At 66.8% G+C, this 24085-nt stretch carries 18 protein-coding genes; 15 read left to right on the top strand and 3 right to left on the bottom strand.

The annotated features are described in order from the left end of the window. Positions 1 to 20 precede the first annotated feature (20 nt). The 11 genes from ZRA01_RS10065 (at position 21) to ZRA01_RS10020 (ending at position 15591) form a co-directional block, all read left to right on the top strand. Positions 21 to 1019, top strand: a complete 999-nt coding sequence (locus ZRA01_RS10065; protein WP_246093600.1) for an efflux RND transporter periplasmic adaptor subunit — start codon at positions 21 to 23, stop codon at positions 1017 to 1019. Positions 1020 to 1026: 7 nt separating this feature from the next. After that, positions 1027 to 4281, top strand: a complete 3255-nt coding sequence (locus tag ZRA01_RS10060) for an efflux RND transporter permease subunit (RefSeq protein ID WP_141351745.1) — start codon at positions 1027 to 1029, stop codon at positions 4279 to 4281. Next, the gene (locus tag ZRA01_RS10055; RefSeq protein ID WP_141351743.1) at positions 4278 to 4502 is read left to right on the top strand and encodes a YgaP family membrane protein; all 225 of its coding nucleotides are present in this window, start codon (positions 4278 to 4280) and stop codon (positions 4500 to 4502) included. The genes ZRA01_RS10060 and ZRA01_RS10055 overlap by 4 nt, the downstream gene beginning before the upstream one ends. A gap of 170 nt (positions 4503 to 4672) precedes the next feature. Then, positions 4673 to 7984, top strand: coding sequence for a PAS domain-containing protein (locus tag ZRA01_RS10050; RefSeq protein WP_170182933.1), 3312 nt, complete (start codon positions 4673 to 4675; stop codon positions 7982 to 7984). Then, positions 7981 to 8190, top strand: coding sequence for a response regulator (locus tag ZRA01_RS21020; RefSeq protein WP_246093582.1), 210 nt, complete (start codon positions 7981 to 7983; stop codon positions 8188 to 8190). Before ZRA01_RS10050 ends, ZRA01_RS21020 begins: the two co-directional genes overlap by 4 nt. After that, on the top strand, positions 8191 to 8886 hold the full coding sequence (locus tag ZRA01_RS10045; protein WP_246093574.1) for an ATP-binding response regulator: 696 nt from the start codon (positions 8191 to 8193) through the stop codon (positions 8884 to 8886). Between the two features lie 75 nt (positions 8887 to 8961). Beyond that, the gene (locus ZRA01_RS10040) at positions 8962 to 10518 is read left to right on the top strand and encodes a SpoIIE family protein phosphatase (protein ID WP_141351739.1); all 1557 of its coding nucleotides are present in this window, start codon (positions 8962 to 8964) and stop codon (positions 10516 to 10518) included. 126 nt (positions 10519 to 10644) lie between these two features. Next, positions 10645 to 11502 carry a PP2C family protein-serine/threonine phosphatase gene (locus ZRA01_RS10035; RefSeq protein ID WP_141351737.1) on the top strand — a complete coding sequence of 286 codons (858 nt, stop codon included), beginning with the start codon at positions 10645 to 10647 and terminating at the stop codon, positions 11500 to 11502. 24 nt (positions 11503 to 11526) lie between these two features. Next, positions 11527 to 12204: an FHA domain-containing protein gene (locus ZRA01_RS10030; protein WP_141351735.1), complete on the top strand. Its 678-nt coding sequence runs from the start codon at positions 11527 to 11529 to the stop codon at positions 12202 to 12204. Between the two features lie 154 nt (positions 12205 to 12358). Continuing rightward, the gene (locus ZRA01_RS10025) at positions 12359 to 13129 is read left to right on the top strand and encodes a 3',5'-cyclic-nucleotide phosphodiesterase (RefSeq protein WP_141351732.1); all 771 of its coding nucleotides are present in this window, start codon (positions 12359 to 12361) and stop codon (positions 13127 to 13129) included. 104 nt (positions 13130 to 13233) lie between these two features. Beyond that, positions 13234 to 15591 (top strand): GspE/PulE family protein, encoded by a 2358-nt coding sequence (locus ZRA01_RS10020; protein ID WP_141351730.1) that lies wholly within the window; start codon positions 13234 to 13236, stop codon positions 15589 to 15591. Between the two features lie 35 nt (positions 15592 to 15626). On the opposite strand, the gene ZRA01_RS10015 is transcribed toward ZRA01_RS10020, so the two are convergent. After that, entirely contained in the window at positions 15627 to 16985 is a 1359-nt protein-coding gene (locus ZRA01_RS10015; RefSeq protein ID WP_141351770.1) for an N-acetylmuramoyl-L-alanine amidase, read from the bottom strand. Between the two features lie 8 nt (positions 16986 to 16993). After that, positions 16994 to 17527 carry a tRNA (adenosine(37)-N6)-threonylcarbamoyltransferase complex ATPase subunit type 1 TsaE gene (gene tsaE / locus ZRA01_RS10010; RefSeq protein WP_141351768.1) on the bottom strand — a complete coding sequence of 178 codons (534 nt, stop codon included), beginning with the start codon at positions 17525 to 17527 and terminating at the stop codon, positions 16994 to 16996. Between tsaE and queG the strand changes: the two genes are divergently transcribed. The 3 genes from queG (at position 17510) to murI (ending at position 20275) form a co-directional block, all read left to right on the top strand. Continuing rightward, positions 17510 to 18607: a tRNA epoxyqueuosine(34) reductase QueG gene (gene queG / locus ZRA01_RS10005; protein ID WP_141351728.1), complete on the top strand. Its 1098-nt coding sequence runs from the start codon at positions 17510 to 17512 to the stop codon at positions 18605 to 18607. The two genes, tsaE and queG, sit on opposite strands and share 18 nt — an antisense overlap. A gap of 9 nt (positions 18608 to 18616) precedes the next feature. Beyond that, a complete protein-coding gene (locus ZRA01_RS10000; RefSeq protein ID WP_141351726.1) occupies positions 18617 to 19390 on the top strand; it encodes an N-acyl amino acid synthase FeeM domain-containing protein in 774 nt (257 codons plus the stop codon). A gap of 75 nt (positions 19391 to 19465) precedes the next feature. Continuing rightward, positions 19466 to 20275 carry a glutamate racemase gene (gene murI / locus ZRA01_RS09995; protein WP_141351724.1) on the top strand — a complete coding sequence of 270 codons (810 nt, stop codon included), beginning with the start codon at positions 19466 to 19468 and terminating at the stop codon, positions 20273 to 20275. Between the two features lie 159 nt (positions 20276 to 20434). On the opposite strand, the gene ZRA01_RS09990 is transcribed toward murI, so the two are convergent. After that, positions 20435 to 20986 (bottom strand): cob(I)yrinic acid a,c-diamide adenosyltransferase, encoded by a 552-nt coding sequence (locus tag ZRA01_RS09990; RefSeq protein WP_141351722.1) that lies wholly within the window; start codon positions 20984 to 20986, stop codon positions 20435 to 20437. Positions 20987 to 21129: 143 nt separating this feature from the next. Between ZRA01_RS09990 and alaS the strand changes: the two genes are divergently transcribed. After that, positions 21130 to 24084, top strand: a complete 2955-nt coding sequence (gene alaS / locus ZRA01_RS21015) for an alanine--tRNA ligase (protein WP_141351720.1) — start codon at positions 21130 to 21132, stop codon at positions 24082 to 24084. Position 24085 lies beyond the last annotated feature (1 nt).

Genomic DNA, 24085 nt, shown 5'->3' with positions numbered 1-24085 from the left:
TGATTGCCGGGCTGCTTCTGTTGCCTGCCGCGCTTGTTGCGGCAGAGGGCGAGGCCGCCGTTCCCACCGTCAAGATCGAGCCCCAGCTGCGGGCCCGCAGCCACGCCAGCGAGGCCACCATCGAGGCCGTGCGCCAGGCTACCGTCGCGGCCCAGGTGCAGGGCCGGGTGCTGGAGGCGCGGGCGGATGCCGGCGCGCGAGTGCGCCAGGGCGACGTGCTGATGCGCATCGACACCCGCGAGGCCGACCAGGCCGTGGCCGCGGCGGCGGCCAATGTCGCGGCGGCGCAGGCTCGGCTGGTGGATGCCCGCGCGGCCCTCGAGCGCACGCGCAGCCTGCGGGCGCGCAACTTCATCAGCGCTGCCGCCCTCGACCAGGCCCAGGCGGCCTTTGATGCGGCCAGGGCCCAGCACGCGGCGGCCGAGGCCGGGCGTGCCCAGGCGGACGCCTCGCGGGGCTTCGCGACGGTCACCTCACCCCTCACCGGGGTCGTCGCCCAGCGCCTCACCGAGCCGGGCGAGATGGCCCAGCCCGGGCGGCCGCTGATGTTGATCTACGAGCCCGGCGCCCTCCGCGCGGTGGCCGACGTGCCCCAGCAGCAGCTCGCCAGCCTCGGCCGCGGGGCCCTGCAGGCGAAGGTGGAGTTTCCGGAGAGCGGGCGCTGGCTGGATGCGGCCTCGGTCACCGTGCTACCGGCGGCCGACCCGCGCACCCACACCGCCCGCGTGCGCGTGGCGCTGCCTGCCGATGCGGCCGGTGTGGTGCCGGGGATGGCGGCGCGGGTGCATTTTGTGGTCGGTTCGGCGCCGCGGCTTACTGTGCCGAGCGCCGCCGTGCTGCGGCGCGGCGAGGTGACCGGCGTGTATGTGGCGGACGGCAAGGGCGGTTTCAGCCTGCGCCAGCTGCGTTTGGGTAGCGCGCTCGACGACGCCTCGGTAGAGGTGCTGGCGGGCCTGTCCGGCGGCGAGACCGTCGCCCTCGACCCGGTGCGCGCCGGCCTCGTCCGCCGCAAGCCCTGAGGCCGCCATGGGAATCTCCGGACGTATCGCAGCGCTGTTCCAGCAGAACGCGCTGACACCTCTCCTGGCCCTGGTGCTGCTGCTCCTCGGCGTGTTTGCCACCCTCATCACGCCCAAGGAGGAAGAGCCCCAGATCGACGTGACGATGGCCGACGTGATGGTGGCCTTCCCAGGTGCCTCGGCCAAGGACGTCGAGTCGCTGGTGGCGCGGCCGGCCGAGCAGGTGCTGTCGCGCATCGCCGGCATGGACCACGTGTACTCGGTGTCGCGCCCCGGCATGGCGGTGATCACCGTGCAGTTCAAGGTGGGCGTCAAGAACCAGGACGCCATCGTGCGCCTCTACGACACCATCCACAGCAACCAGGACTGGCTTTCGCCGCAGCTGGGCGTGCAGCCGCCGATCGTCAAGCCGAAGGGCATCGACGACGTACCGGTGGTGGCGCTCACGCTGTGGACCCGCGACCCGGCCCGCTCGGCCTTCGAGCTGCAGCAGGTCGGCCGGGCGGTGGAGCTCGAACTCAAGCGCGTCAAGGGCACCCGCGACGTGGCCACCATCGGCGGCCCGGGGCACGTGATGCGCGTGCTGATGGACCCGGGGCGGATGAACGCCTTCGGCATCACGCCGCAAGACTTGAAAGGCGCGCTGCTGCTCTCCAACGCCTCCCAGCCCAGCGGCACGCTGACCCGCGACAACCGCGAGGTGCTGGTGCAGACCGGCACCTACATCGCCAGCGCCGACGATGTGCGCAAGCTGGTGGTGGGCGTCTCGGGCGGCAAACCGGTGTATCTGGCCGACGTGGCCGACGTGCTGGACGGCCCGGATCAGCCCTCGCGCTTCGTGTGGCACGGGCTCGGCAAGGCGTCGGGCGGTGCGGCGGAGGCCGGCGGCGAACGCTTTCCGGCGGTCACCCTGTCGATCTCCAAAAAGCCCGGCGAGAACGCCGCCGACGTGGCCGACGGGGTGATCCGCCGCATCGAGGCGCTGAAGGGCAGCATCGTGCCCGAGGGCGTCGAGATCACCGTGACCCGCAACTACGGCGCCACCGCCACCGAGAAGGCCGACAAGCTGATCGGCAAGCTGGTCTTCGCCACGTCTGCGGTGGTGCTGCTGGTGTTCTTTGCGCTGGGCCGGCGCGAGGCGGTGATCGTCGGCGCAGCCGTCACGCTGACGCTGGCGGCCACGCTGTTTGCGTCGTGGGCGTGGGGTTTCACGCTCAACCGGGTGAGCCTGTTCGCGCTGATCTTCTCCATCGGCATTCTGGTGGACGACGCCATCGTGGTGGTCGAGAACATTCACCGCTGGCATCTCCTCGAGCCCGACAAGCCCCTGTGGCAGCTGATCCCCAAGGCTGTCGACGAGGTGGGCGGGCCGACCATCCTGGCCACCTTCACGGTGATCGCGGCGCTGTTGCCGATGGCGTTTGTGAGCGGCCTGATGGGGCCCTACATGAGCCCGATCCCGATCAACTCGTCGATGGGCATGTTCATCTCGCTGGCGGTGGCCTTCGTCGTTACGCCCTGGCTGGCCGGCAAGCTCATGAAGGGGCAGGCCCACGGGAGCGCCGGGCACGGGCCGGACAAGCTCACCACGCGGCTCGAGGCGCTGTTCCGCCGCATCATGACGCCGCTGCTCGACCCCCAAACCGGTGGGCGGGCGCGGGCCAAACTGTGGTTCGGCGTGGTGCTGGCGATTGCGTTGTCGGTGTCGCTGGCGGTGGTGCAGCTGGTGGTGCTCAAGATGCTGCCCTTCGACAACAAGAGCGAGTTTCAGGTGGTGCTCGACATGCCCGTCGGCACGCCCGTCGAAACCACCGCCGAGGTGCTCCGCGAGATCGGCGACGAGCTGGCCACGGTGCCCGAGGTGACCGACTTCCAGGCCTACGCCGGCACCGCCGCGCCGATCAACTTCAACGGCCTGGTGCGCCAGTACTACCTGCGTTCCCAGCCCGAGATGGGCGACATCCAGGTCAATCTGGTCGGCAAGCACGAGCGCAGCCGCAAGAGCCATGAGATCGCCGTGGCGGTGCGCGATGCGGTGGCCGCCATCGCCAAGAAACATGGCGGCAACGCCAAGGTGGTGGAAGTGCCGCCGGGCCCGCCGGTGCTCTCGCCCATCGTCGCCGAGGTGTATGGGCCCGATTACGCGGGCCAGGTGGCGGTGGCCGGCAAGCTGCGCGCCGCCTTCGAGGCGACGCCCGACATCGTCGGCGTGGACGACACGGTGGACGAGGAGGCCCCCAAGCTGGTGTTGCGAGTGAACCAGGCCAAGGCGGCCCAGCTCGGCGTGGCCCAGGCCGACATCGTCGAGGTGGTGCGTCTTGGCCTTGGCGGCGAGAACGTCACGCCGGTGCATGGCAGCGACAACAAGTATGAAGTCCCGGTGCGCCTCACGCTGCCGGCCGAGCGCCTGGGCAGCATCGACACGCTGTTGCAGATGAAGGTGCGGGCGCGGGGTGCCGAAGCCGGCGGCGCCCTGGTGCCGGTGTCCGACCTGGTGCAGGTGGTGCCGACCCGGCGCGAGCAGGTGATCTACCACAAGGATCTGCTGCCGGTGGTGTATGTGACCGGCGACATGGGCGGGCGGCTCGATTCGCCGCTCTACGGCATGTTCGACATCCGCAGCCGGGTCAAGGACTTGCCGCTGGTCGGCGAGCGGCTGGCCGGTACGCTGGACGAGTGGTTCATCCATCAGCCCGACGACCCCTACGCCGGCTACGCGATCAAGTGGGACGGCGAGTGGCAGATCACCTACGAAACCTTCCGCGACATGGGCGCCGCCTACGCGGTGGGGCTGGTGCTGATCTACGTGCTGGTGGTGGCGCAGTTCAGGAGCTACCTGGTGCCGCTCATCATCATGGCGCCGATCCCTTTGACGCTTATCGGTGTGATGCCGGGCCACGCGCTGCTGGGCAGCCAGTTCACCGCCACCAGCATGATCGGCATGATCGCGCTGGCCGGCATCATCGTGCGCAACTCGATTCTGCTGGTGGATTTCATCGACCAGCAGGTGGCGGCCGGCACGAGCCTTGCCGAGGCCACCATCCACGCCGCCGCGGTGCGGGCCAAGCCGATCGGCCTGACCGGCCTGGCGGCGATGATCGGCGCGGTGTTCATCCTCGACGACCCGATCTTCAACGGCCTGGCGATCAGCCTGATCTTCGGCGTGCTGGTGTCCACCCTTCTCACGCTCGTCGTGATCCCGGTTCTTTACTACGCGGCCACCCACCGGCGGGCTGCGACCGATAACGGAGCGCAATCATGAGTCTTACCGTCAACCAGTTCGTCCGCATCTTCGCCGGCGCCTTTGTCTTGATCTCCCTGGCCCTCGGCGTCGAAGGCAGCCCCTTCTTCGTGAGCCACAACTTCCTGTGGTTTACGGCCTTCGTGGGGGCCAACCTCTTCCAGAGCGGTTTCACGCGTTTCTGCCCGCTGGAAAACATTCTGCGTAAATGTGGTGTCAAGGACAGCGCCGGCTGCGCCTGACTTCAGGGGCCCGACAAAGCTGGGGCCTGCCCCTCAAGCTTTAAGGCGGCGGGCCGTTCACGCCGGGGATGAACCCGCGCCCCGCAACCTCCCAGGATGCCCGCCTCTTACCGAGGCGGAGTGGCGGGTTTTGCGCCATCGAGACGCGTTGGTTTGCCGTGGCGCTGGTGATGGGGTTGCTGGCCACGCTGACGGGCTGGTTTTTCCTGCGTGAGAACGAGCGTCGCCTGGAGTCGGCCTATCACGAAGCCGCGGCGGATCGGCTGCTGCAGCAGGTCAATGAGCGGCTCGGCAAGGTCGACCTGATCCTGCGCAGCGTCGCCGGGCTGTTCAGCGCCCAGAACCTCGTCGAGCGGCGCGAGTTCGAAAACTACGTGGCCGGCCTGCGGCCCATCGATGCGTTGCCCGAGGTCGTCGGCATTGGTTTCATGCGACGTGTCGAAACGGCCCGGGTCGGCGCCGTCGAGGCGCTGCTCTCGGCCGCCTACGAGCGGGAGGTGAAGGTCTTGCCCGCCCCCGATCCGGCACGTGCGGTCTTCGTTTTTCCAGTCAGTTACATCTGGCCCCAGTCGCCGCGAACGCTTGTCTCCATCGGTTACGATGGCTACGGCGATGCGCTCCGGCGCCCCGCGATGGACGAGGCCTTGCGCTCCGACAGGCCGGCGATGACCGGCCCCCTCAGGCTCCAGGCGCGGGACTCCGGTGCGCCCATCCTCGGCGTCCTGCTGTACCGCAAGGCGCTGCTGGTCGAAGAGAGCGGCGAGGCGGAGGCACCCTACGGCATGGTCGGGGTCGGCCTCAAGCTGCAGGCGCTGTTCGACACCCTGAGCCACGATGTCGCCCCCGGCTATGGCCTGCGCGTCGACGACGTGAGCAAGGGCTCGCCCGAGCAGCTGTACGCCACTGAAGGTGTCCCGGACGCTGCTACCGCCGGGCTGCGCCGCGAGTGGCGTTTTGGTGGCCGGGTGTGGGCCTTGTCCATCTATCCGCCGCCTCCGTCCGGCCAGATCGCCGCGTCCACCCTGGCGGCGGGCGGTGGCCTGGTCGCATCGGCACTGCTGGCTTTCCTGCTGGGCAACCTCTCGGGGCAGCAGAAGCGGGCCGAGGGGATCGCGGGGGTGATGACCGCCGGCCTGCGGCGCAGCGAGAAGCGCTTCGAGCTGGCGGTGTCGGCCACGGATGAGGGGATCTGGGAGTGGGAGCACGATGCGGGGTGTCACGCCCTCTACCTCTCGCCGCGTTGCGCGCAGCTGCTCGGATACGAGGCGGGGGCCCTGCCATGCAGCCCGAGGGGCATCCTCCGCACGCTGGATGGCGCCGTCCGGCGTGAGCTGCTGGCCGCGCTGCGCGCCCATTTGCGCCAGGGCTCGGCTCTGGATTGCGAGCTGGCCTGGCGCCGCCGGGACGGCACGCCGGCCTGGTTTCATCTGGTCGGCAAGACTGAGTTCGATGCCGCGGGCCGGCCGCATCGCACGGCCGGTGCGGTGTCCGATGTGACCAGCCTGCGGCGTGCCCGTCAGGAGGTGGCGGATTCCCACGCCCGGCTCGACTCCCTGTACCGCAATGCCTCCATCGGGATGGCCCTGATGGATGAGGAGGGGCGTTACCTGCAGGCCAACGCCGAGTTCTGCCGTATCACCGGCTATCCCGAACACGTGGTGTGTGGCGCCAGCTGTCCGGCGCTCACGCCGCCGGAGTTCGCCCTGCGGGATGTCCAGGCCATGGTCGCTGCATCCCTGGGCGAACGGATGGTGGCCTACGAGAAGGAATACATCCGCCCGAGCGGTGAGCGGGTGCCCGTCGTGGTGACGACCGCCGCTGTGGGCGGCAGCGAGGCGGGCCAGCGCTGGGTGCTCGTCGAGGACGTTAGCGCCCGCAAGGCCGAGCAGCGGGCGATCCGGGAGGCCAACGCGACCAACGAGTCGCTGATTGCGGCGATGCCCGACATGCTGTTCCAGCTCGACGGCGACCTGCGCATCGTGCGTCACCATGCCGCGAGCGCGAGTGATCTGGCGATGCCGCCCGAGAGCTTCCTGGGCCGCCGGCTCGACGAAGTGCTGTCGGCCGACACGGCCCGCCGGTTTGGCGGTGCCGCGCTGGCGGCGGCGCGCAGCGGGCGCATCCAGCGCATCGAATATTCGTCGGCGCGGCATGGCAGCCGGCGGCATTTCGAGGCGCGGCTGGGGGCGATCCCCACCGGCGGCACCCTGCTTGTGCTGCGTGACGTGACCGAACTGAAGGACGCCGAGCTCGCCCTCCGCGAGAGCGAGGCCCGCTGGCAGTTTGCCCTCGATGGCGCCGGCGACGGGGTGTGGGACTGGAGCATCGCCACGGGGCGGGTGTTCCGCTCGAAGCGCTGGCTGACGATGCTGGGCTTCGAGCCCGGCGAGCTGCCGGAGGACACCGATGCGTGGGCCTCCCGCGTCCACCCGGAAGACCTGCCGGGGGCGCTGGCCGCCGAGGATGAACACCTGCGTGGCGAGTCGCCGTGCTACGTGCGGGAGCTGCGGATGCGCTGCAAGGACGGGCGCTACAAGTGGATCCTGGCGCGGGGCCTGGTGGTCGAGCGCGACGCCGCCGGCAAGCCGCTGCGGATGATCGGCACCCACACCGACATCGACGAGGCCAAGGCCCGCGAGGCCCAGATCCTCGACCACAACCTCAACCTGGCGTCCCTCGTCGAGGCCCGCACCCACGACCTGCGGCTGGCCAAGGAGGCGGCCGAGACGGCCAACGAGGCCAAGTCGGTCTTTCTGGCCAACATGTCCCACGAACTGCGCACCCCCATGCACGGGGTGCTCAGCTACGCCCGGCTCGGCGAGTCGCGGGTGGCCACCGCCGGCCACGAAAAGCTGCGCGGGTACTTCCAGCGTATCCACGCGAGCGGCGACCGGCTGATGCTCCTCCTCAACGATCTTCTTGATCTGTCGAAGTGCGAAGCGGGCCGGATGGTGCTTAACTTGGAGGAGGTGCAGTTCGAGAGGCTCGCCCGCGACATCGTTGGCGAGTTCGACCTGCTGCTCCAGTCCCGCCGGCAGCGGGTCGAGTTCCGCATGGAGGCCACCGCCGGGGTCTGCGTCGGCGACGCAGCGCGCCTGGGGCAGGTGGTGCGCAACCTGGTTGCCAATGCGGTGAAGTTCACGCCCGAGGGCAAGGTGATCCACGTGCGCATCACGGATGGCATGGCTGGCGGCGGGGCTGCGGCCCTGCGCCTGGTGGTGTCGGATGAAGGGGTGGGCATTCCACCCGATGAGCTGCTGTGCGTGTTCGACAAGTTCGTGCAGAGCTCCCGGACGCGCACCGGCGCCGGCGGAACCGGCCTTGGCCTGGCGATCTGCCGTGAGATCGTCGAGGCCCACGGCGGTCGCATCGAGGCGTGCAACAACCCGGCCGGCGGCGCCGAATTTACCGTGACATTACCCCTGGGCAGATTGCCAGAGCATGAGCTCGCGATGCCCCAGGAAGAGGGAGAAGTTCAATGACCCAGGCAAGAATCCTCGTCGTGGACGACGAGCCGTTCAATCTCGATATCGTTGGCGAATATCTGGACGAGATGGATTTCGATCTGGTGATGGTTGAGTCCGGGGAGGCCGCATGGGACGCTCTCTGCGACACCACGCAAGCCTTCGACCTCGTCCTGCTCGACCGCATGATGCCGGGCATGGACGGCATCATGCTGCTCCAGTGAATGAAGGCCGACGAGCGTCTCGCCGGCATCCCGGTGATCATGCAGACCGCGGCGACCTCGCCGGAGCAGATCCGCGAGGGTCTCGCGGCGGGGGCCTTCTACTACCTGACCAAGCCCTTCGAGGGTGAGGCCCTCCTCACCATCATCCGCTCGGCCCTCGACGACATGCGGGTGCGCCGGGAGCTCACCGCCAACCTGGCGGATCACGCCCACGCGCTGGCCTGCCTGGGCGAAGGTGAGTTCGTCGTGCGCAGCCTCGACGACGCCCGCCGGCTGGCGTCCTTCGTCGCGCTGCTCGGGCCCCAGCCGGAGACGCTGGCGATGGGCTTGTCGGAGCTGCTGGTGAATGGCGTCGAGCACGGCAATCTGGGTATCGATTTTGCCGAAAAGAGCCGCCTGCGCGAGAGCGATTGCTGGGAGGACGAGATCCGCCGGCGCCTGACCCTGCCCGAATTCAAAGACCGGGCGGTACGCATGCGGGTGCGCAAGGACTCGGCCCGCTGGGTCTTCGAGATCTCCGACGACGGCGAGGGCTTCGACTGGCGCCGCTTCCTCGATTTCGATCCGGAGCGGGCCTTTGCACCTAACGGGCGGGGCATCGCCCTGTCTCGCCAGCTGTCGTTTTCGAGCCTCACCTACATCCCGCCGGGCAATCGCGTGGTGGTGACGGTGCCGCGCGACGAGACGTCCAAATGAGGTATCCAGCGATGGTGACGACCTCCGGCCAAGGGCCCGTCGTGACCGCTCCGCCAGTCAAGTCAGAGAATACCGATGCTTGAAAACACGCTCCGGGTGCTCGTCGCCGACGACATCGCATCCAACCGCACCATCGTGGGCGCCTTCCTGGCCCATCTCAATTGCACGCCGCTTTACGCCGCGGATGGCCAGGAGGCGGTGGATCTCTTCCGCCGCGAGGCGCCCGATGTGGTGCTGATGGATCTCATGATGCCGCGCATGGACGGCTTCGAGGCGATCCGCCAGATCCGCGCGATGGAGGACGAGCGCTGGGTGCCGATCATCATCGTGTCGGCCCTCAGCGGCGAAGGCGACATCGTCCAGGGCCTCGAGATCGGGGCCGACGACTACCTCGCCAAGCCGCTGTCCTTCCCGGTGTTCGCCGCGCGCTTCAAGGCCCTGCGGCGCCTGCTCGACATGCAGCGGCGCCTGTCGGGCTCCCTCGAGCAGGTGCGGGCGGTGGCCAACGGCGTGATCGACGGCATCATCTCGGCGGACGAGGACGGCACGATCCTGTCGGTGAACCGCTCGGCCTGCCGCATCTTCGGCTACACCGCGGCCGAGATGGTCGGGCAGAACCTGCGCATCCTGATGCCCGAGCCGCACCGCAGTGCCCACGACGGCTATCTGGCCCGTTACCTTGATGGCGGCGAGAAGCACGTGGTCGGCCAGATCCGCGAGATGAGCGGTGTGCGCAAGGACGGCAGCGTGTTTCCGCTCGAACTGGGCGTCTCCGACATCTGCCTGCCCACCCGGCGCATGTTCATCGGGGTCGTCCGCGACGTCTCGGAGGCGCGCCGCATCCAGCGCCAGCTGGCCGAGGACGCGGCGCGCCTGCAGCAGTACCACGATGAATCCGTGCGCGAGCAGGAGCTCGCGATGGCGATCATGGAGCGCCAGGTTCGCAGCGACTGGCTGCGTGACAGCGCGGTGGAGTACGCGGTGATGCCGGCGCGCAACTTCTCCGGCGACGTGGTGGCCGTGGCCCGTGCGCCGAGCGGCGCGCTGTATGCGATGCTCGCCGACGCCACCGGCCATGGCCTGGCGGCGGCGATCAGCGTGCTGCCGGTGCTAGGGGCCTTCTATCGCGGCGCGGCGGCCAACCTGCCGGTGTCGGCGCTGGCGGCGGATCTCAACTCCATGCTCTGCGGCCTGTTGCCGCCGGGGCGCTTCGTGGCGGCCGCGCTGGTGCGCCTGGAGCTTGGCAGCAAGCGCGGGCAGCTCTGGGTGGGCGGGGTGCCGGATGTGCTCCAGGTGGACGACGAGGGGCGGGTCGTGCAGCGCTTCGTGTCGTCCCAGCTGCCCCTGGGCATCCTGCCCTCGTCAGAGATCGTTCCCCATCACGACGAGTTCACCTGGGATGCACCCTGCCAGATCATGCTGTGCTCCGACGGGCTGACCGAGGCTGAGAGCGTCAGCGGTGAGCCTTTCGGTCGGGCTGGCCTGGAGCAGGCTTTGCTTGGCAGCCTCCGCGGCGGGCGGGTCAACTGCCTGCGTCAGGCGCTCACCCGGCATCTTGGGCATCAGCCGGCCGGTGACGACGTGTCGGTGCTGGTTCTTGACTGCGCGCCAAAGGACGCCCAGCGGGTCTAGCGTCCGGCCACCCACTCCGAGGCAGCGCTCCTTCCCCCGCCCGCGGCTTGACCGGGGGCCTCGCCCCTGTCTGCCGCCCCAGCTGTCTGCAGATCGCTAGCCTGTTTACCCCGCGCTCGGGCGATAATGCGTTTTCAGGCGTTTTGCTGGAGGGGCTGCATTGTGGGCACGCCCCCGGCGCGTTTTTTCAGGCCAGAGGGTCTTGGGTACGGAGGGGAGCAAGTGGGTCTCTGGCGGATGGTGATGGAAACCCACGTGGGGCAGATCCGGGGGCGTAACGAGGATTGCGTCTTTTGTGACGAGGATCTCGGCATCGCCATCGTTGCCGACGGCATGGGTGGCCATGCCGGTGGCCATGTGGCTGCGCGCCTTGCCGTGGATGCATGGGTGGCTCACCTTCGCGCATGTCTGGCGGATGGTGAGGTCTCCGAGCGTGACGTGCAGGTTGCGGTTGCCGAGGCCAACAGGGCGGTTTTTTCGATGGCCTCCAGTGATCCCAGCCTGCGCAGCATGGGGACCACGCTGGTGGCGGTGTGTTTGCGGGCGGACGGCACGCTGCTGACCTGTCATGTGGGCGACTCCCGCATCTATCGGTGGCGGGACGAGGCACTGACTTGCCTGACCCGTGACCACAGCGTATTGCGGGAGCAAAGGGACGCGGGCATGATTGTCCCCCCGTCGCGGGCGGGAGCTGCCTTGCGTGGCTTGCTCACGCGGGCGGTGGGGGTGGCGGCGTCGGTCGTGCCCGATCTGACCGTCTCGGTGATCCAGGCGGGCGATATTTACCTGCTGTGTTCGGACGGGCTTACGGAGATGCTCCCCGATGCCGATATCGCCGAAGTGCTCGGTGCGCTGGGGGCCAACCCCCGGCTGGCTGCCGAACATCTGGTTGATCTGGCCAATGATCGGGGCGGCGTGGATAATATCTCGGTTGTCATCGTGTCGTCCTGCACCCCGGGGCGGCTTGGCGCCGAGCTTGGTTAAGGCAGGTTTCAGATAGGAATTGTGATGCCCAGGTTGATTTTGAGCATGGATGGTTTGGTGCTTAAGGAGATGGTTCTCGAAAAAGAGCGCACGACCATCGGGCGCAAGCCGCACAACGATATCCAGATCGACAATCTGGCGATCAGCGGTGACCATGCGGCGATCGTCACGATCCTGAACGATGCCTTCCTTGAGGACATGAACAGCACCAACGGCACCTACGTCAATGGGCAGCCGGTCAAGAAGCACGTCCTGCAGAGCAACGACGTGATCGAGCTGGGCAAGTACCGGCTGAAGTACATCTCGGATGGCGGTGCGCCGCTGGCGGCAGACCAGGACGTCTCCTTTTCCCAGTCGATCGGCACCGACAACGGACGTCAGGCTGCTGCGGCCCCAGAGGCCCCACCGGCGCCGGCACCGGCATCGTCCAGCGCGGTCGGGATGATCCAGATCCTCAGCGGCACCCACGCAGGGCGCACGTTGGAGCTGTCGAAGTCGCTCACCACCCTGGGCAAGCCCGGTACGCAGGTGGCGGTCATCACCCGGCGGCCCCACGGGTACTTCATCACCCACGTCGAAGGCACGGTCTTCCCCGTGGTGAACGGGCGCTCGCTGGATGCCCAGGCTCATCGACTCAACGATAACGATATTATTGAGATCGCCGGTGTGAAAATGGAGTTCTTCTCGCAAAATCGGGCCTGATTCGCATGAGGCCTCCGGATTGCCGGCGAAGCGTGAAATTTGTGGTGTCTGGCCGCGCCAACGAGTCGTACTCTGACGCGTTGGCAGTCGATTGTTATCTGGTGCTTGGGCGTCCAGTCCGGTTGCCTCGCTTGCGGAATTCCATGAGAAGAAAATGAAGCTGCGGGTTCTTGGGTGCAGTGGTGGCATCGGGGGGCGCGGTCAGCGCACCACGGCCCTGCTCGTGGATGACGACGTTCTGATCGATGCGGGGACTGGGGTCGGCGACCTCGAGTTCGAAGACCTGCTGCGCATCGATCATGTCTTCGTCACCCACGCCTATCTGGACCACATCGCGATGATCCCGCTCCTCGTCGATACGGTCGGCGAGGCGCGCTCCATGCCCATCGTCGTGCACGGTTCGGCGGAGACCCTGCGGATCCTGCGCTCGCACATCTTCAACTGGCTGGTGTGGCCAGATTTTTCGTCCATCCCTGATCGGGGCAATCCTTTCCTGCGCTTCCAGGAAATGCGCACCGGCGAATCGACGCACATCGGCGGCGGCCGGCAGATCGTTGCCTTGCCGGCCCTGCACACCGTTCCGGCGGTGGCCTACCACCTGAAGGGCGAGGGCGGCAGCCTGGTTTTTTCCGGCGACACGGCCTACTCAGAGCCGCTGATCGCCGCCATCAATTCGATTCCCGACCTGCGTCACCTGATCGTCGAGACGGCCTTCCCGGATGCCCTGCACGAGCTCGCGCTCGCCTCGCGTCACCTCTGCCCGAGCCTGCTGGCCTTGTTCCTGGATCGGATCAAGGTCGACCCGGAGGTCTGGATCACCCATCTCAAGCCCAGCCGCGCGCAGACCACGCTGGACGAGATCGCCAACTATCGCGGGCGCTTCACGCCCAAGGCCCTTTACAACGGCCTCGAACTCGCCTTTTAGCCCGCTTCGTTAAAGGAAAACCGGCTTTCCGCCGTTGAAGTGCTCCTAACACACAGGCTGCGCCTGCCTTCGAGCGGGGCCGTCATCGGGGATTCGACAGAACTATGAGCAGCGTAGCAAGCAGGTCCGGCGTCGGTGACGTTGCAAGCCGGCTGGCCTTCTTCAAGGGGCTCCAGGCGGTCACCAACCGCGTCCACGCGACCGAGAACATCGACGAGATCATCTTCGAGTTGTCGGCGGAGATCTGTTCGTTGTTTGCCGCCGATCGCCTCACCATCTACGTGGTGGACGAGAGCCGCACCACCATCTCGTCGCGGGTCAAGACCGGCCTGCACAGCATCCGCACGATCCGCCTGCCGATCGCCGAAAACAGCGTCGCCGGCTACGTGGCACTCACCGGGCAGATGCTCAACATCCACGACGCCTACGACGAGCGCGAGCTGAAAGCCATCTCGTCGCGCATGGAGTTCCGCCGCGAGGTGGACGACCGCACCGGCTACCGCTGCCACCAGATGCTCGTGGCCCCCATCGCCAGCCCGGACGACGGCGAGGTGCTCGGCGTCATCCAGCTCATCAATACCCGCAATGGCGAGGTGTTTTCGGCGATCGCCGAAGAGGGCGTGCAGGGGCTGGGCCAGACCCTGGCGATCGCCTTCGCCCAGCGGCGTCATGCCCTGATCCAGCCCAAGTCGCGCTACGAGGGCCTGATCAACGACGGCAAGCTCACCAGCGCCGAGCTCGAAGCCGCCACCAGCGCCGCGCGGGAGCAGGGCATCGCCCTCGAGCAATATCTCATCGAGCACTTCAAGCTCAAGGCCTCCGACATCGGCAGCGCCCTGTCGCGGTTTTTCGGCATTCCCTACGAGCCGTTTCGCCAGGATCGGGTCAAGCCCCTCGACCTGCTCAAGAACCTCAAGCGCGATTACGTTCAGCAAGCCCAGTGGCTGCCGCTCGAAGAGAACACCGAGGGTCTGCTGATCCTCGTCACCGACCCCGAGCAGGCGATCGCCTCGCGGGTTGTGCAGAACGTCTTCCCCAAGGCCCATCCCGTTTACTGCGTGACCACCCAGGCGGAGTTCGCGCAGGCGGTTGCCCAGTTCTTTGGCGTCGCTGCGGATGACGGATCGGTGAGCGACATCCTCTCCGACCTCTCGGATGACGACAGCGACGGCACGACCACTCCCGAAGACGTCTCGGCTGCGGCCGACAACGAGCTGGTCAAGCTGGTGAACCGCATCATCGTCGACGCCTATCGCCAGGGTGCCTCCGACATCCACGTCGAGCCCCGCCCCGGCAAGGAGAAAACCCAGATCCGCTTCCGCAAGGATGGCTCGCTGGTACCCTACATCGAGGTGCCCTCCAGCTACCGCAGCCCCCTCGTCACGCGCATCAAGATCATGTGCGACCTCGACATCTCGGAGCGGCGCAAACCCCAGGACGGCAAGATCAAGTTCCGCCGTTTCGGCCCCCTCGACATCGAGCTGCGGGTGGCCACGGTGCCCACCACCGGCGGCATGGAAGACGTGGTGATGCGGCTCCTCGCCAACAGCGAGCCGCTGCCCCTGGAGCAGCTGGGGCTGTCGGAGCGCAACTTCGAGCGGCTCAAGGACGCGGTGGGCAAGCCCTACGGGATCTTCTTCGTCTGCGGCCCGACCGGCTCGGGCAAGACCACCACGCTGCACTCCATCCTCGGCTCGATCAACACGCCCGACACCAAGATCTGGACTGCCGAGGACCCCGTCGAAATCACCCAGAAAGGCTTGCGCCAGGTTCAGGTGAACCGCAAGGCCGGGCTGGATTTCCCCACCGTGATGCGCTCCTTCCTGCGCGCCGACCCGGACGTGATCATGGTCGGCGAAATGCGCGACAAGGAAACCGTCTCGATCGGCCTCGAAGCCTCGCTCACCGGTCACCTGGTCTTCAGCACCCTGCACACCAACAGCGCGCCGGAGTCCATCGTCCGTCTGCTCGACATGGGCATGGACCCCTTCAATTTTGCCGACGCCCTGCTTGGTGTGCTGGCCCAGCGCCTCGCCAAGCGCCTGTGCAGCAAGTGCAAGAAGGCCTACCACCCGGAAGAAACCGAGATCCGCCATCTCCTCGACGAGTATTGCGAAGACCTCATGCAGACCAAGCCCTTCCGCGAAGACCCTGAGCGGGCCCGGGAGCAGATTCTTGACGCCTGGCGGCAGCGCTACGGGGACAGCAAGGGTAGATTCACGCTGTATCAGCCGGTCGGTTGTGAGCACTGCACCGGGGGTTACAAGGGGCGGCTCGGCCTCCACGAGCTGATGATCGGCTCAGACTCCGTCAAGGCGCTGATCCAGGAGCGTGCCCGGGTCGCCAACCTGCTCGCGACGGCCCTCGAGGAGGGCATGCGCACACTGCGTCAGGATGGTATCGAGAAGGTGCTGGCCGGCCTCACCGACCTCAAGCAGGTGCGCAAGGTGTGTATCCGCTAGCTTCGCCGCCCCCCGGCTAAGGGGGGCGGGCGACCTCAGTCCAGCCGTGCCAGCTTGGACTTGGCCATCGGCGGGTTCTTGGCGAAGTAGCGCTTCAACCCGCGCATGATGGCTTCCGCCATGTGGTCCTGATAAGCCTCGTCGTTCAGGCGGGCTTCTTCTTCCGGATTCGAGATGAAGGCGGTCTCGACCAGAATGGACGGGATGTCCGGCGCTTTCAGCACGGCAAAGCTGGCCTGCTCCACCTGACCCTTGTGAAGCTTGTTGATGGTGCCGAGCTCGCCGAGCACGGCCTTGCCCACCTTGAGGCTGTCGTTGATCGACGCGGTCTGTGACAGGTCCAGCAGGGTGCGGGCCAGGTGGTCGTCCTTGACGCCCAGATTCACGCCGCCAATCAGGTCGGCGGCGTTCTCTTTCTGGGCCAGCCAGCGTGCGGCGGTGCTGGAGGCGCCCTTGTCGGAGAGTACGAACACCGAGCTGCCGCGGGCGGTCGGGCTGATGAAGGCGTCGGCGTGGATCGACACGAAGAGATCGGCCTGCACCCGGCGCGCCTTGGCCACCCTTTGCTGGAGCGGCACGAAGTAATCGGCGTCGCGGGTGAGCATGGCGCGCATGTTGGGCTGGGCGTCGATCTTGGCCTTCAGGCGCCGGCCGACCGACAGGGTCACATGTTTCTCGAAGCTGCCCGCTGCGCCCACTGCGCCGGGGTCTTCGCCCCCATGGCCGGGGTCGATGGCGATGGTGATCAGCCGGCTGACCCGCTCGTCGTCGCTGCTGCGGCCGGGGTTCGGCTCGGTGGGGCGCTCGTCGAGGCGGGCCTGCCGGGGGGCTTCCGGCTTGCGGGGTGTTTCCGCGGCAGCCCGGCGCGGGGCCTCGTCGCTGCGCTGCGGCGGGCTGACACCGCCCGCAGCGGCCTCTTCGGGCGAGATCTTTTCGAGCAGCGCCAGCAGCGGGTCGACAGGCTCGACCGGGTAGAGGTCGAGCACCAGCCGGTGGCCGTACTCGCCGACCGGGGCGAGGGTGAACACCTGCGGTGTGACCTCGGCCTTGAGCTCGATCACCAGCCGGACGACGCCCGGCCGGTTGCGGCCGGCGCGGATCAGCTGGATGTAAGGGTCCTGGCCGCTGATCTTGGACGGCAGGGACTGCAGGATGTCGTTGAGCTCCACCCCTTCCAGGTCCACCACCAGCCGCTCGGGGTTGCGCACCGTCTGGTGCGTGAAGTTGACCGGGCTGCGGCTCTCGAGGGTGACGCGGGTGTAGTCGCGGGCCGGCCACACCCGCACTGCCAGCATCGAAGTCTGGGCTGCCTGGCCAGTTGGGCTGATCATCAGCAGCAGGGCCGCCCCGGTGGAGCCCAGAAAACGCCGCCGGGTGATCGGGCTGCCCGGCATGTCGCCCTTCAGCTTGGCGGGCTGGCCGGAGGCCGGGTGGCGGTATGCGCGATGAAATCGTTGAGACATGTTTGGCCCTCCGGGCTCAGCGCACGCAGTGAAAGCTCGCGCCCGCCGGATGGGGCGACATGCAGCAGGACTTCGAGATCTGCTGCGGGGAGGTAGGGGTGTGCCCGGTCAGGCCATTCGACAAGGCGGACTCCGTCGCCTTCGAAATACTCGTCGAGGCCGGCCTCAAGAAACTCTTCTGCATGGGTGAAGCGATAAAAATCAAAGTGATATACGCTTATTCTAGAATCTTTGTACGGTTCGACCAAGGTATACGTGGGGCTCTTCACCCGGCCGGTGAAGCCCAGGCCGCGCAGCAGGCCGCGGGTCAGGGTGGTCTTGCCGGCGCCCAGGTCGCCCCGCAGCAGGATCGTCAGGCGCGGGGGGAGGGCCGTAGCCAGCCGTGCGCCGGCCGCCAGGGTGGCGTCTTCGTCGGGCAGGTGCAGCCGTGCTGAGGGGCCGCTATCATTTCGGGGATGAACTTCGAACACGATAATCTTTCTGGCGGGCAGGAAAACCTGACCCGCCTCGCTGCGGATATCAAGTCGTGGGGCAGGGCGCTCGGCTTCGATGAGGTGGGTATCACGGATACTGGGCTCTCCGCCGCCGAGGCGGGGCTGGCTGCCTGGCTGGAGGCCGGCTGCCATGGGCAGATGGATTATATGTACAAACACGGGCTCAAGCGCTCCAGGCCCGAGGCTCTGGTGCCGGGTACCCGGCGGGTGATCTCGGCGCGCATGTCGTATCTGCCGGATGCCGAGGACGCGCTGGCGGTGCTGGATGACCCAGCCCGGGCCTACGTCTCGCGCTATGCCTTGGGCCGGGATTACCACAAGGTGCTGCGGGCCCGCCTGCAGCGGCTTGCCGACCGGGTCGCCCAATCCGTGCCCCATGCGGCCCGGGTTTTCGTCGATTCGGCGCCGGTCATGGAGGTCGCCCTCGCCGAGAAGGCGGGGCTGGGCTGGCGGGGCAAGCACACCCTGCTGCTGTCCCGCCAGGCGGGGTCGTTCTTCTTTCTGGGCGAGATCTACACCGACCTGCTGCTGCCGGTCGATGCGGCTACCGACGCCCACTGCGGAAGTTGCAGCGCCTGCATCTCGGCCTGTCCGACCGGGGCGATAGTTGCACCCTACCGGGTCGACGCCCGTCGCTGCATCTCGTATCTGACCATCGAGTTGAAGGAGTCGATCCCGGAGGCGTTCCGGCCGATGATCGGCAACCGGATATACGGCTGCGACGACTGCCAGCTGGCATGTCCATGGAACCGATTCGCCCGCAAGGCTGTCGAACCCGATTTCGCCCCTCGGCACGGCCTCGACGGGGCGCGGCTCGCAGAATTGTTCTGCTGGTCGGAGACCGATTTTAACGAGCGGATGGCGGGGAGCCCCATTTACCGCATCGGCCACGAGCGCTGGCTGCGTAACCTGGCGATAGCCCTGGGTAATGCGCCTTCTGCGGAAGATGTCCTTGCGGCGCTCGAAAAGCGGCGGGAAGATGCGTCCCTTATGGTGAGGGAACACGTTGCCTGGGCCCTCAGACAACACGATGGCCCGCACGTTCAAGGCGCTGTATAGTATCGATCAATGTTCCGTAAAGATCCCAAACCTTCGTCCGAAGAAGTGCGTCCGCCGCAAACCCTGGCGGAAGTCACTGCCATGGAGTCATGGCGCTTCGACCCACTTTGCATCGCAGAGGACGGCCCGAAGGTTGATGTTCCTGCTCATCGTCAGGACAAGTTCCGGATCAAGATGCTCATGCGCGACGGCGAGCGCCGGCGTGAAACCGACCTCCTGATCCAGAAACGCTACGCCTGGCGGGGCTACGGTGCCGTCGGCACGGCCGAAGAGCCCAATCAGCTGACGATGAACGCCGAGCTGTTCGGGCGGATCTACGCCACCGTCACCGTCAACGTCGATTCACCTGCGGGTCTGGCCCTCGACAGCACCTATGGCGCCGAAGCCGCGCGGCTGCGGGCTCAGGGCTGCAAGCTATGCGAGTTCGGGCGCTTTGCCATCGACCCCACGGCGCGCTCGAAGCGGCTGATCATCTCGCTGATCCATCTGCTCTACATCTATGCCCACCGCGTCAAGGGCTGCACCGACATCCTCATCGAGATCAACCCGCGCCATCGGGCCTTCTACGAACGCTTGCTCGAGTTCGAGCAGCTGGGTTCCGAGCGGATCTGCGAGCGGGTCAACGCGCCGGCGATCCTGATGCACCTGAGCTGCGCCAAGATCGAGCGCCGGCTGCGGGAGATCGGTGGCAAGTGGCGCGAGCTGCCCGACGAAAAATCGGCTTACAAGTTCGCACTGACCCCCGAAGAAGAGGCCGAGCTGGTCTCGCGCCTCGATTACTGAGCGCCATCGGGCGCCGCCCGGCGCCGGGGTGGCGTAGAATCCGCGCTCCTCGTCCCTCGCATTTTTCCTGCTGCCATGCCTGATACCGGTAAGCTGCCGATCGGAGTTTTCGACTCCGGTGTGGGTGGCCTGACTGTCGTGCGCGCCCTGATGGAGCGCCTGCCCCTCGAGAACATCGTTTATTTCGGGGATACGGCTCGCGTGCCTTACGGCGTCAAGTCGGTGGCCACCATCGAGCATTTCACCGGGCAGATCACCGACTACCTGCTGGATCAGGGCGTCAAGATGTTGATCATCGCCTGCAACACGATGGCGGCGGTGGCTTCGCAGGTGGTCAAGGACAAGGCCGGCGCGATCCCGGTGCTCGACGTCATCGAGGCCGGCGCCCGCGCCGCGGTGGCTGAATCCCGCTCGCGGGCGATAGGCGTGATCGGCACTCCAACCACCATCAACAGCAACGCCTACGCCCGCCGGATGCACGCCCTCGATCCGAACGTGCGGGTGTATTCCCAGGCCTGCCCGCTGTTTGTGCCCTTGGTCGAGGAGGGCTGGCTGGACCACGAGGTGACCCGCCTCACCGCCCAGGAATACCTCAAGCCGGTGATGGCCGAGAACGTGGATACCCTGGTGCTCGGGTGCACCCATTACCCGCTCATCAAGCCGCTCTTGCAGGATGTGGTCGGGCCGGATATCCGCCTCGTCGACTCGGCCATCACCGTCGCCGAGCAGGCCGCGCGCACGCTCACCGAGATGGGCATCGCCAACGACGGCCGAAGCCTGCCCACCTACTGCTACACCGTCACCGACATCCCGCTGCGCTTCCAGACCATCGGCGAGCGCTTTCTGGGCCGCTCGCTCGGCACTGTGAACAAGGTGGACTGGTAAACCAGCACCTCATCCCTGACGAGGTGGTGTACGGAGCGTTGCAGGTGCGGCTTCCGCCGCACACTAGCGTTAAATTGAGGATCTCTCCTGATTTGGCGGGTGCTGTCCGGCTGAAGCCGGACCCACAGTCTGGCCCCGTATCCAGACCGACAGCATCTCTCAGGCGTTCTTGCGCTTCTGCCACAGCACGTCGCCCTGGCCGCCGGCCCGGTTGAGCACGCGCCCCAGCACGAAAAGCAGGTCGGAGAGCCGGTTGAGGTACTGGCGCGGGGCGTCATTCACGGCTTCTTCCTGGCCCAGCGCGACAATCATCCGCTCGGCGCGTCGACAGATCGTGCGGGCCTGGTGGCAGATCGCCGCGGCGCGGGTGCCGCCGGGCAGGATGAAGTCCTTCAGCGGCTCCAGGTCGTCGTTGAAGCGGTCGAGTTCGTCCTCGAGGTGCTGCACCTGTTTGGCGGTGATCATCTCCATGCCGGGGATGCACACCTCGCCACCCAGGTCGAAGAGGTCATGCTGCACATTGACGAGCAGCTGACGCACTTCATCGGGCATCTCCTCGCACAGCAGGACGCCGATGGCGGCGTTGGCTTCATCCACTTCGCCCAGGGTGTGGATGCGCAGGCTGTTCTTGGACACCCGGTTGCCGTTGCCGAGGCCGGTGGTGCCGGCGTCGCCGGTGCGGGTGTAAATCTTGGACAGGCGGTGGCCCATGGCTGCTCCCTCTTCTCTTGGTATGTTCTTGGAGCGGGGATTATAGCCAGAGGGAGCGGGCGGGGTTGAATGCTACAATTTCAGGCTTTGAAACCTGCGTTCCCGACAGTCGCCCTGCGACGCCCCCCGGAGACCCCACGCCGATGAAAAGCGCCGAAATCCGCCAGAAATTCCTCGAATTCTTCGCCTCCAAGGGCCACCAGATCGTAGCCTCGAGCTCTCTCGTGCCCCACGAAGACCCGACCCTGCTGTTCACCAACGCAGGCATGAACCAGTTCAAGGATGTCTTCCTCGGCTTCGACAAGCGCCCCTACACCCGCGCCACCACCTCGCAGAAATGCGTGCGCGCCGGCGGCAAGCACAACGACCTCGAGAACGTCGGCTACACCGCGCGCCACCACACCTTCTTCGAGATGCTGGGCAACTTCAGCTTCGGCGACTACTTCAAGCGCGACGCCATCAACTACGCCTGGGAGCTCCTCACCGGCGTGTTCAAGCTGCCCAAGGACAAGCTCACCGTCACCGTGTATGCCGAGGACGACGAGGCCTACGACATCTGGACCAAGGAAATCGGCGTGCCTGCCGAGCGTGTGATCCGCATCGGCGACAACAAGGGCGCGCGCTACGCCTCGGATAACTTCTGGATGATGGGCGACACCGGCCCCTGCGGCCCGTGCACCGAGATCTTCTACGACCACGGCGAGCACATCTGGGGTGGCCCCCCGGGCTCGCCGGATGAAGACGGCGACCGCTTCATCGAGATCTGGAACAACGTGTTCATGCAGTTCAACCGCGACGAGGCCGGCGTGATGCACCCGCTGCCCAAACCGTCGGTGGACACCGGCATGGGCCTCGAGCGCATCTCGGCGGTGCTGCAGCACGTGCATGCCAACTACGAGATCGACCTGTTCCAGGCCCTGATCGCCGCCGCCGCCCGCGAGACCAGCAACGCCGACCTCGACAGCCCGTCCCTCAAGGTGCTGGCCGACCACATCCGCGCCTGCTCCTTCCTGATCGCCGACGGCGTGATCCCCGGCAACGAAGGCCGCGGCTACGTGCTGCGCCGGATCATCCGCCGCGCCATCCGCCACGGCTACAAGCTGGGCGCCCGCGCCGCCTTCTTCCACAAGATGGTGCCCGACCTGGTGGCCGAGATGGGCGACGCCTACCCCGAGCTCAAGGCCGGCCAGCAGCGCGTCACCGAGATCCTCAAGCAGGAGGAAGACCGCTTCTTCGCCACCATCGAGAACGGCATGGCCATCACGGAACAAGGTGTTGCTAATGCAATGGTAGCGGCGAGGTTGAGGGCCGATGGATATGAACTGCTAGCTGAACAGCAGGTTGGCAAGTTCCGTATCGACTTCGTAGCAACTAAAGGTGACAAAAAGCATCCTGTCGAGGTAAAGCGTATCGCAGGGAGGTCAGAGCGAGACGTTGACATTGGAGTGCTTCACCTTGCGTTATCACAAGCAGTGCAATACCAGACTTTGCAAGGAGCCGGACTAAATTCGCCGCCGAAGTTGTTTTTTGTCTGTGATCCGGGGGTAATAGAGTTTATCCAGCATTGGATTGGGCATAACTGCAATCAGTCGGGAACTGTGTTGACTGATGTTTTAAGTTATGTCGAAGGCGCTGTGTTTGGGGGTGAATTGGCATTCTTGCTCCACGACACCTATGGCTTCCCCCTCGACCTCACCGCCGACGTCTGCCGCGAGCGGGGCGTGACCGTCGACTCCGCCGCCTTCGACGCCGCGATGGCTCGCCAGAAAGAGCAGGCCCGCGCCGCCGGCAAGTTCAAGATGGCCGCCAACCTCGACTACGACGGCCCGGCCACCACCTTCCACGGCTACGACGGCCTCGAGGCCAAGGGCAACATCCTGGCCCTCTACAAGGACGGCGTGGCGGTCAATGAACTGTCCGAAGGCGAGATGGGCGTGGTGGTGCTCGACGACACCCCGTTCTACGCCGAATCCGGCGGCCAGGTGGGCGACCGCGGCGAGCTGCGCTCGGTGCACGGCATCTTCGCGGTCGAAGACACCCAGAAGATCCAGGCGAGCGTGTTCGGTCACCACGGCGTGGTCACCACCGGCAAGCTCACCGTGGGCAACGGCGTCACCGCCAAGGTCGACACCGCCGCCCGCGCCCGCACCGCCCGCCACCACTCTGCCACCCACCTGATGCACAAGGCCCTGCGCGAAGTGCTCGGCGCCCACGTGCAGCAGAAGGGCAGCCAGGTCGACCCGGACAAGACCCGCTTCGACTTCGCCCACACCCAGCCCGTCAGCGCCGACGAGATCGCCCGCATCGAGCGCCTCGTCAATGACGAGATCCTCGCCAACGCCGCCACCGACGCCTCGGTGATGGACATCGAGTCGGCCCAGAAGACCGGCGCGATGATGCTGTTCGGCGAGAAGTACGGCGACGAAGTGCGCGTGCTCACCATCGGCTCGTCGAAAGAGCTGTGCGGCGGCACCCACGTGGCCCGCACCGGCGACATCGGCCTGTTCAAAATCACCCTCGAAGGCGGCGTCGCGGCTGGCGTGCGGCGCATCGAGGCGGTGTGCGGCGACGTGGCGGTGGCCCTGGTGCAAGACCAGCAGAAGCTCCTGGATGGCGTCACTGGCGCCCTCAAGGCCCAGCCCCAAGAGGTGCTGACCCGCGTCGGCCAGGTGATCGACACCATCAAGTCCCTCGAGAAGGAGCTCGCCCGCCTCAAGAGCAAGCTCGCCGCCAGCCAGGGCGACGACCTGGCCGGCCAGGCTGCCGACATCGCCGGCGCCAAGGTGCTGGCCGCAACGCTGGAGGGCGCCGACGTGGCCACCCTGCGCGAGACCCTCGACAAGCTGAAGGACAAGCTGAAGAGCGCCGCCATCGTGCTGGCCAGTGTGAGCGACGGCAAGGTCAGCCTGATCGCCGGCGTCACCAGCGATCTCACCGGCAAGGTCAAGGCCGGCGAGCTGGTCAACATGGTCGCCCAGCAGGTCGGTGGCAAGGGCGGCGGCCGCCCCGACATGGCCCAGGCCGGCGGTACCGACGCCTCGGCCCTGCCGGCGGCGCTGGCCTCGGTGGCCGGCTGGGTCGGCGCCAAGCTGGGCTGAG

Origin of the sequence: Zoogloea ramigera, from assembly GCF_006539865.1 — a bacterium.
Lineage (GTDB): Bacteria > Pseudomonadota > Gammaproteobacteria > Burkholderiales > Rhodocyclaceae > Zoogloea > Zoogloea ramigera.
The sequence above is the reverse complement of the archived record's forward strand: the minus strand, read 5'-3'. Positions and strand labels throughout refer to the sequence as shown.

Bases quoted from the DNA above. Each gene is read 5' to 3' on its own strand.
- ZRA01_RS10025 (WP_141351732.1), top strand. From the start codon at position 12,359: ATGAAGCTGCGGGTTCTTGGGTGCAGTGGTGGCATCGGGGGGCGCGGT.
- murI (WP_141351724.1), top strand. From the start codon at position 19,466: ATGCCTGATACCGGTAAGCTGCCGATCGGAGTTTTCGACTCCGGTGTG.
- ZRA01_RS21020 (WP_246093582.1), top strand. From the start codon at position 7,981: ATGACCCAGGCAAGAATCCTCGTCGTGGACGACGAGCCGTTCAATCTC.
- queG (WP_141351728.1), top strand. From the start codon at position 17,510: ATGAACTTCGAACACGATAATCTTTCTGGCGGGCAGGAAAACCTGACC.
- ZRA01_RS09990 (WP_141351722.1), bottom strand. From the start codon at position 20,986: ATGGGCCACCGCCTGTCCAAGATTTACACCCGCACCGGCGACGCCGGC.
- ZRA01_RS10050 (WP_170182933.1), top strand. From the start codon at position 4,673: ATGGGGTTGCTGGCCACGCTGACGGGCTGGTTTTTCCTGCGTGAGAAC.
- ZRA01_RS10035 (WP_141351737.1), top strand. From the start codon at position 10,645: ATGCGTTTTCAGGCGTTTTGCTGGAGGGGCTGCATTGTGGGCACGCCC.
- ZRA01_RS10055 (WP_141351743.1), top strand. From the start codon at position 4,278: ATGAGTCTTACCGTCAACCAGTTCGTCCGCATCTTCGCCGGCGCCTTT.
- ZRA01_RS10040 (WP_141351739.1), top strand. From the start codon at position 8,962: ATGCTTGAAAACACGCTCCGGGTGCTCGTCGCCGACGACATCGCATCC.
- ZRA01_RS10045 (WP_246093574.1), top strand. From the start codon at position 8,191: ATGAAGGCCGACGAGCGTCTCGCCGGCATCCCGGTGATCATGCAGACC.
- ZRA01_RS10060 (WP_141351745.1), top strand. From the start codon at position 1,027: ATGGGAATCTCCGGACGTATCGCAGCGCTGTTCCAGCAGAACGCGCTG.
- ZRA01_RS10030 (WP_141351735.1), top strand. From the start codon at position 11,527: ATGCCCAGGTTGATTTTGAGCATGGATGGTTTGGTGCTTAAGGAGATG.
- ZRA01_RS10020 (WP_141351730.1), top strand. From the start codon at position 13,234: ATGAGCAGCGTAGCAAGCAGGTCCGGCGTCGGTGACGTTGCAAGCCGG.
- ZRA01_RS10015 (WP_141351770.1), bottom strand. From the start codon at position 16,985: ATGCCGGGCAGCCCGATCACCCGGCGGCGTTTTCTGGGCTCCACCGGG.
- ZRA01_RS10000 (WP_141351726.1), top strand. From the start codon at position 18,617: ATGTTCCGTAAAGATCCCAAACCTTCGTCCGAAGAAGTGCGTCCGCCG.
- alaS (WP_141351720.1), top strand. From the start codon at position 21,130: ATGAAAAGCGCCGAAATCCGCCAGAAATTCCTCGAATTCTTCGCCTCC.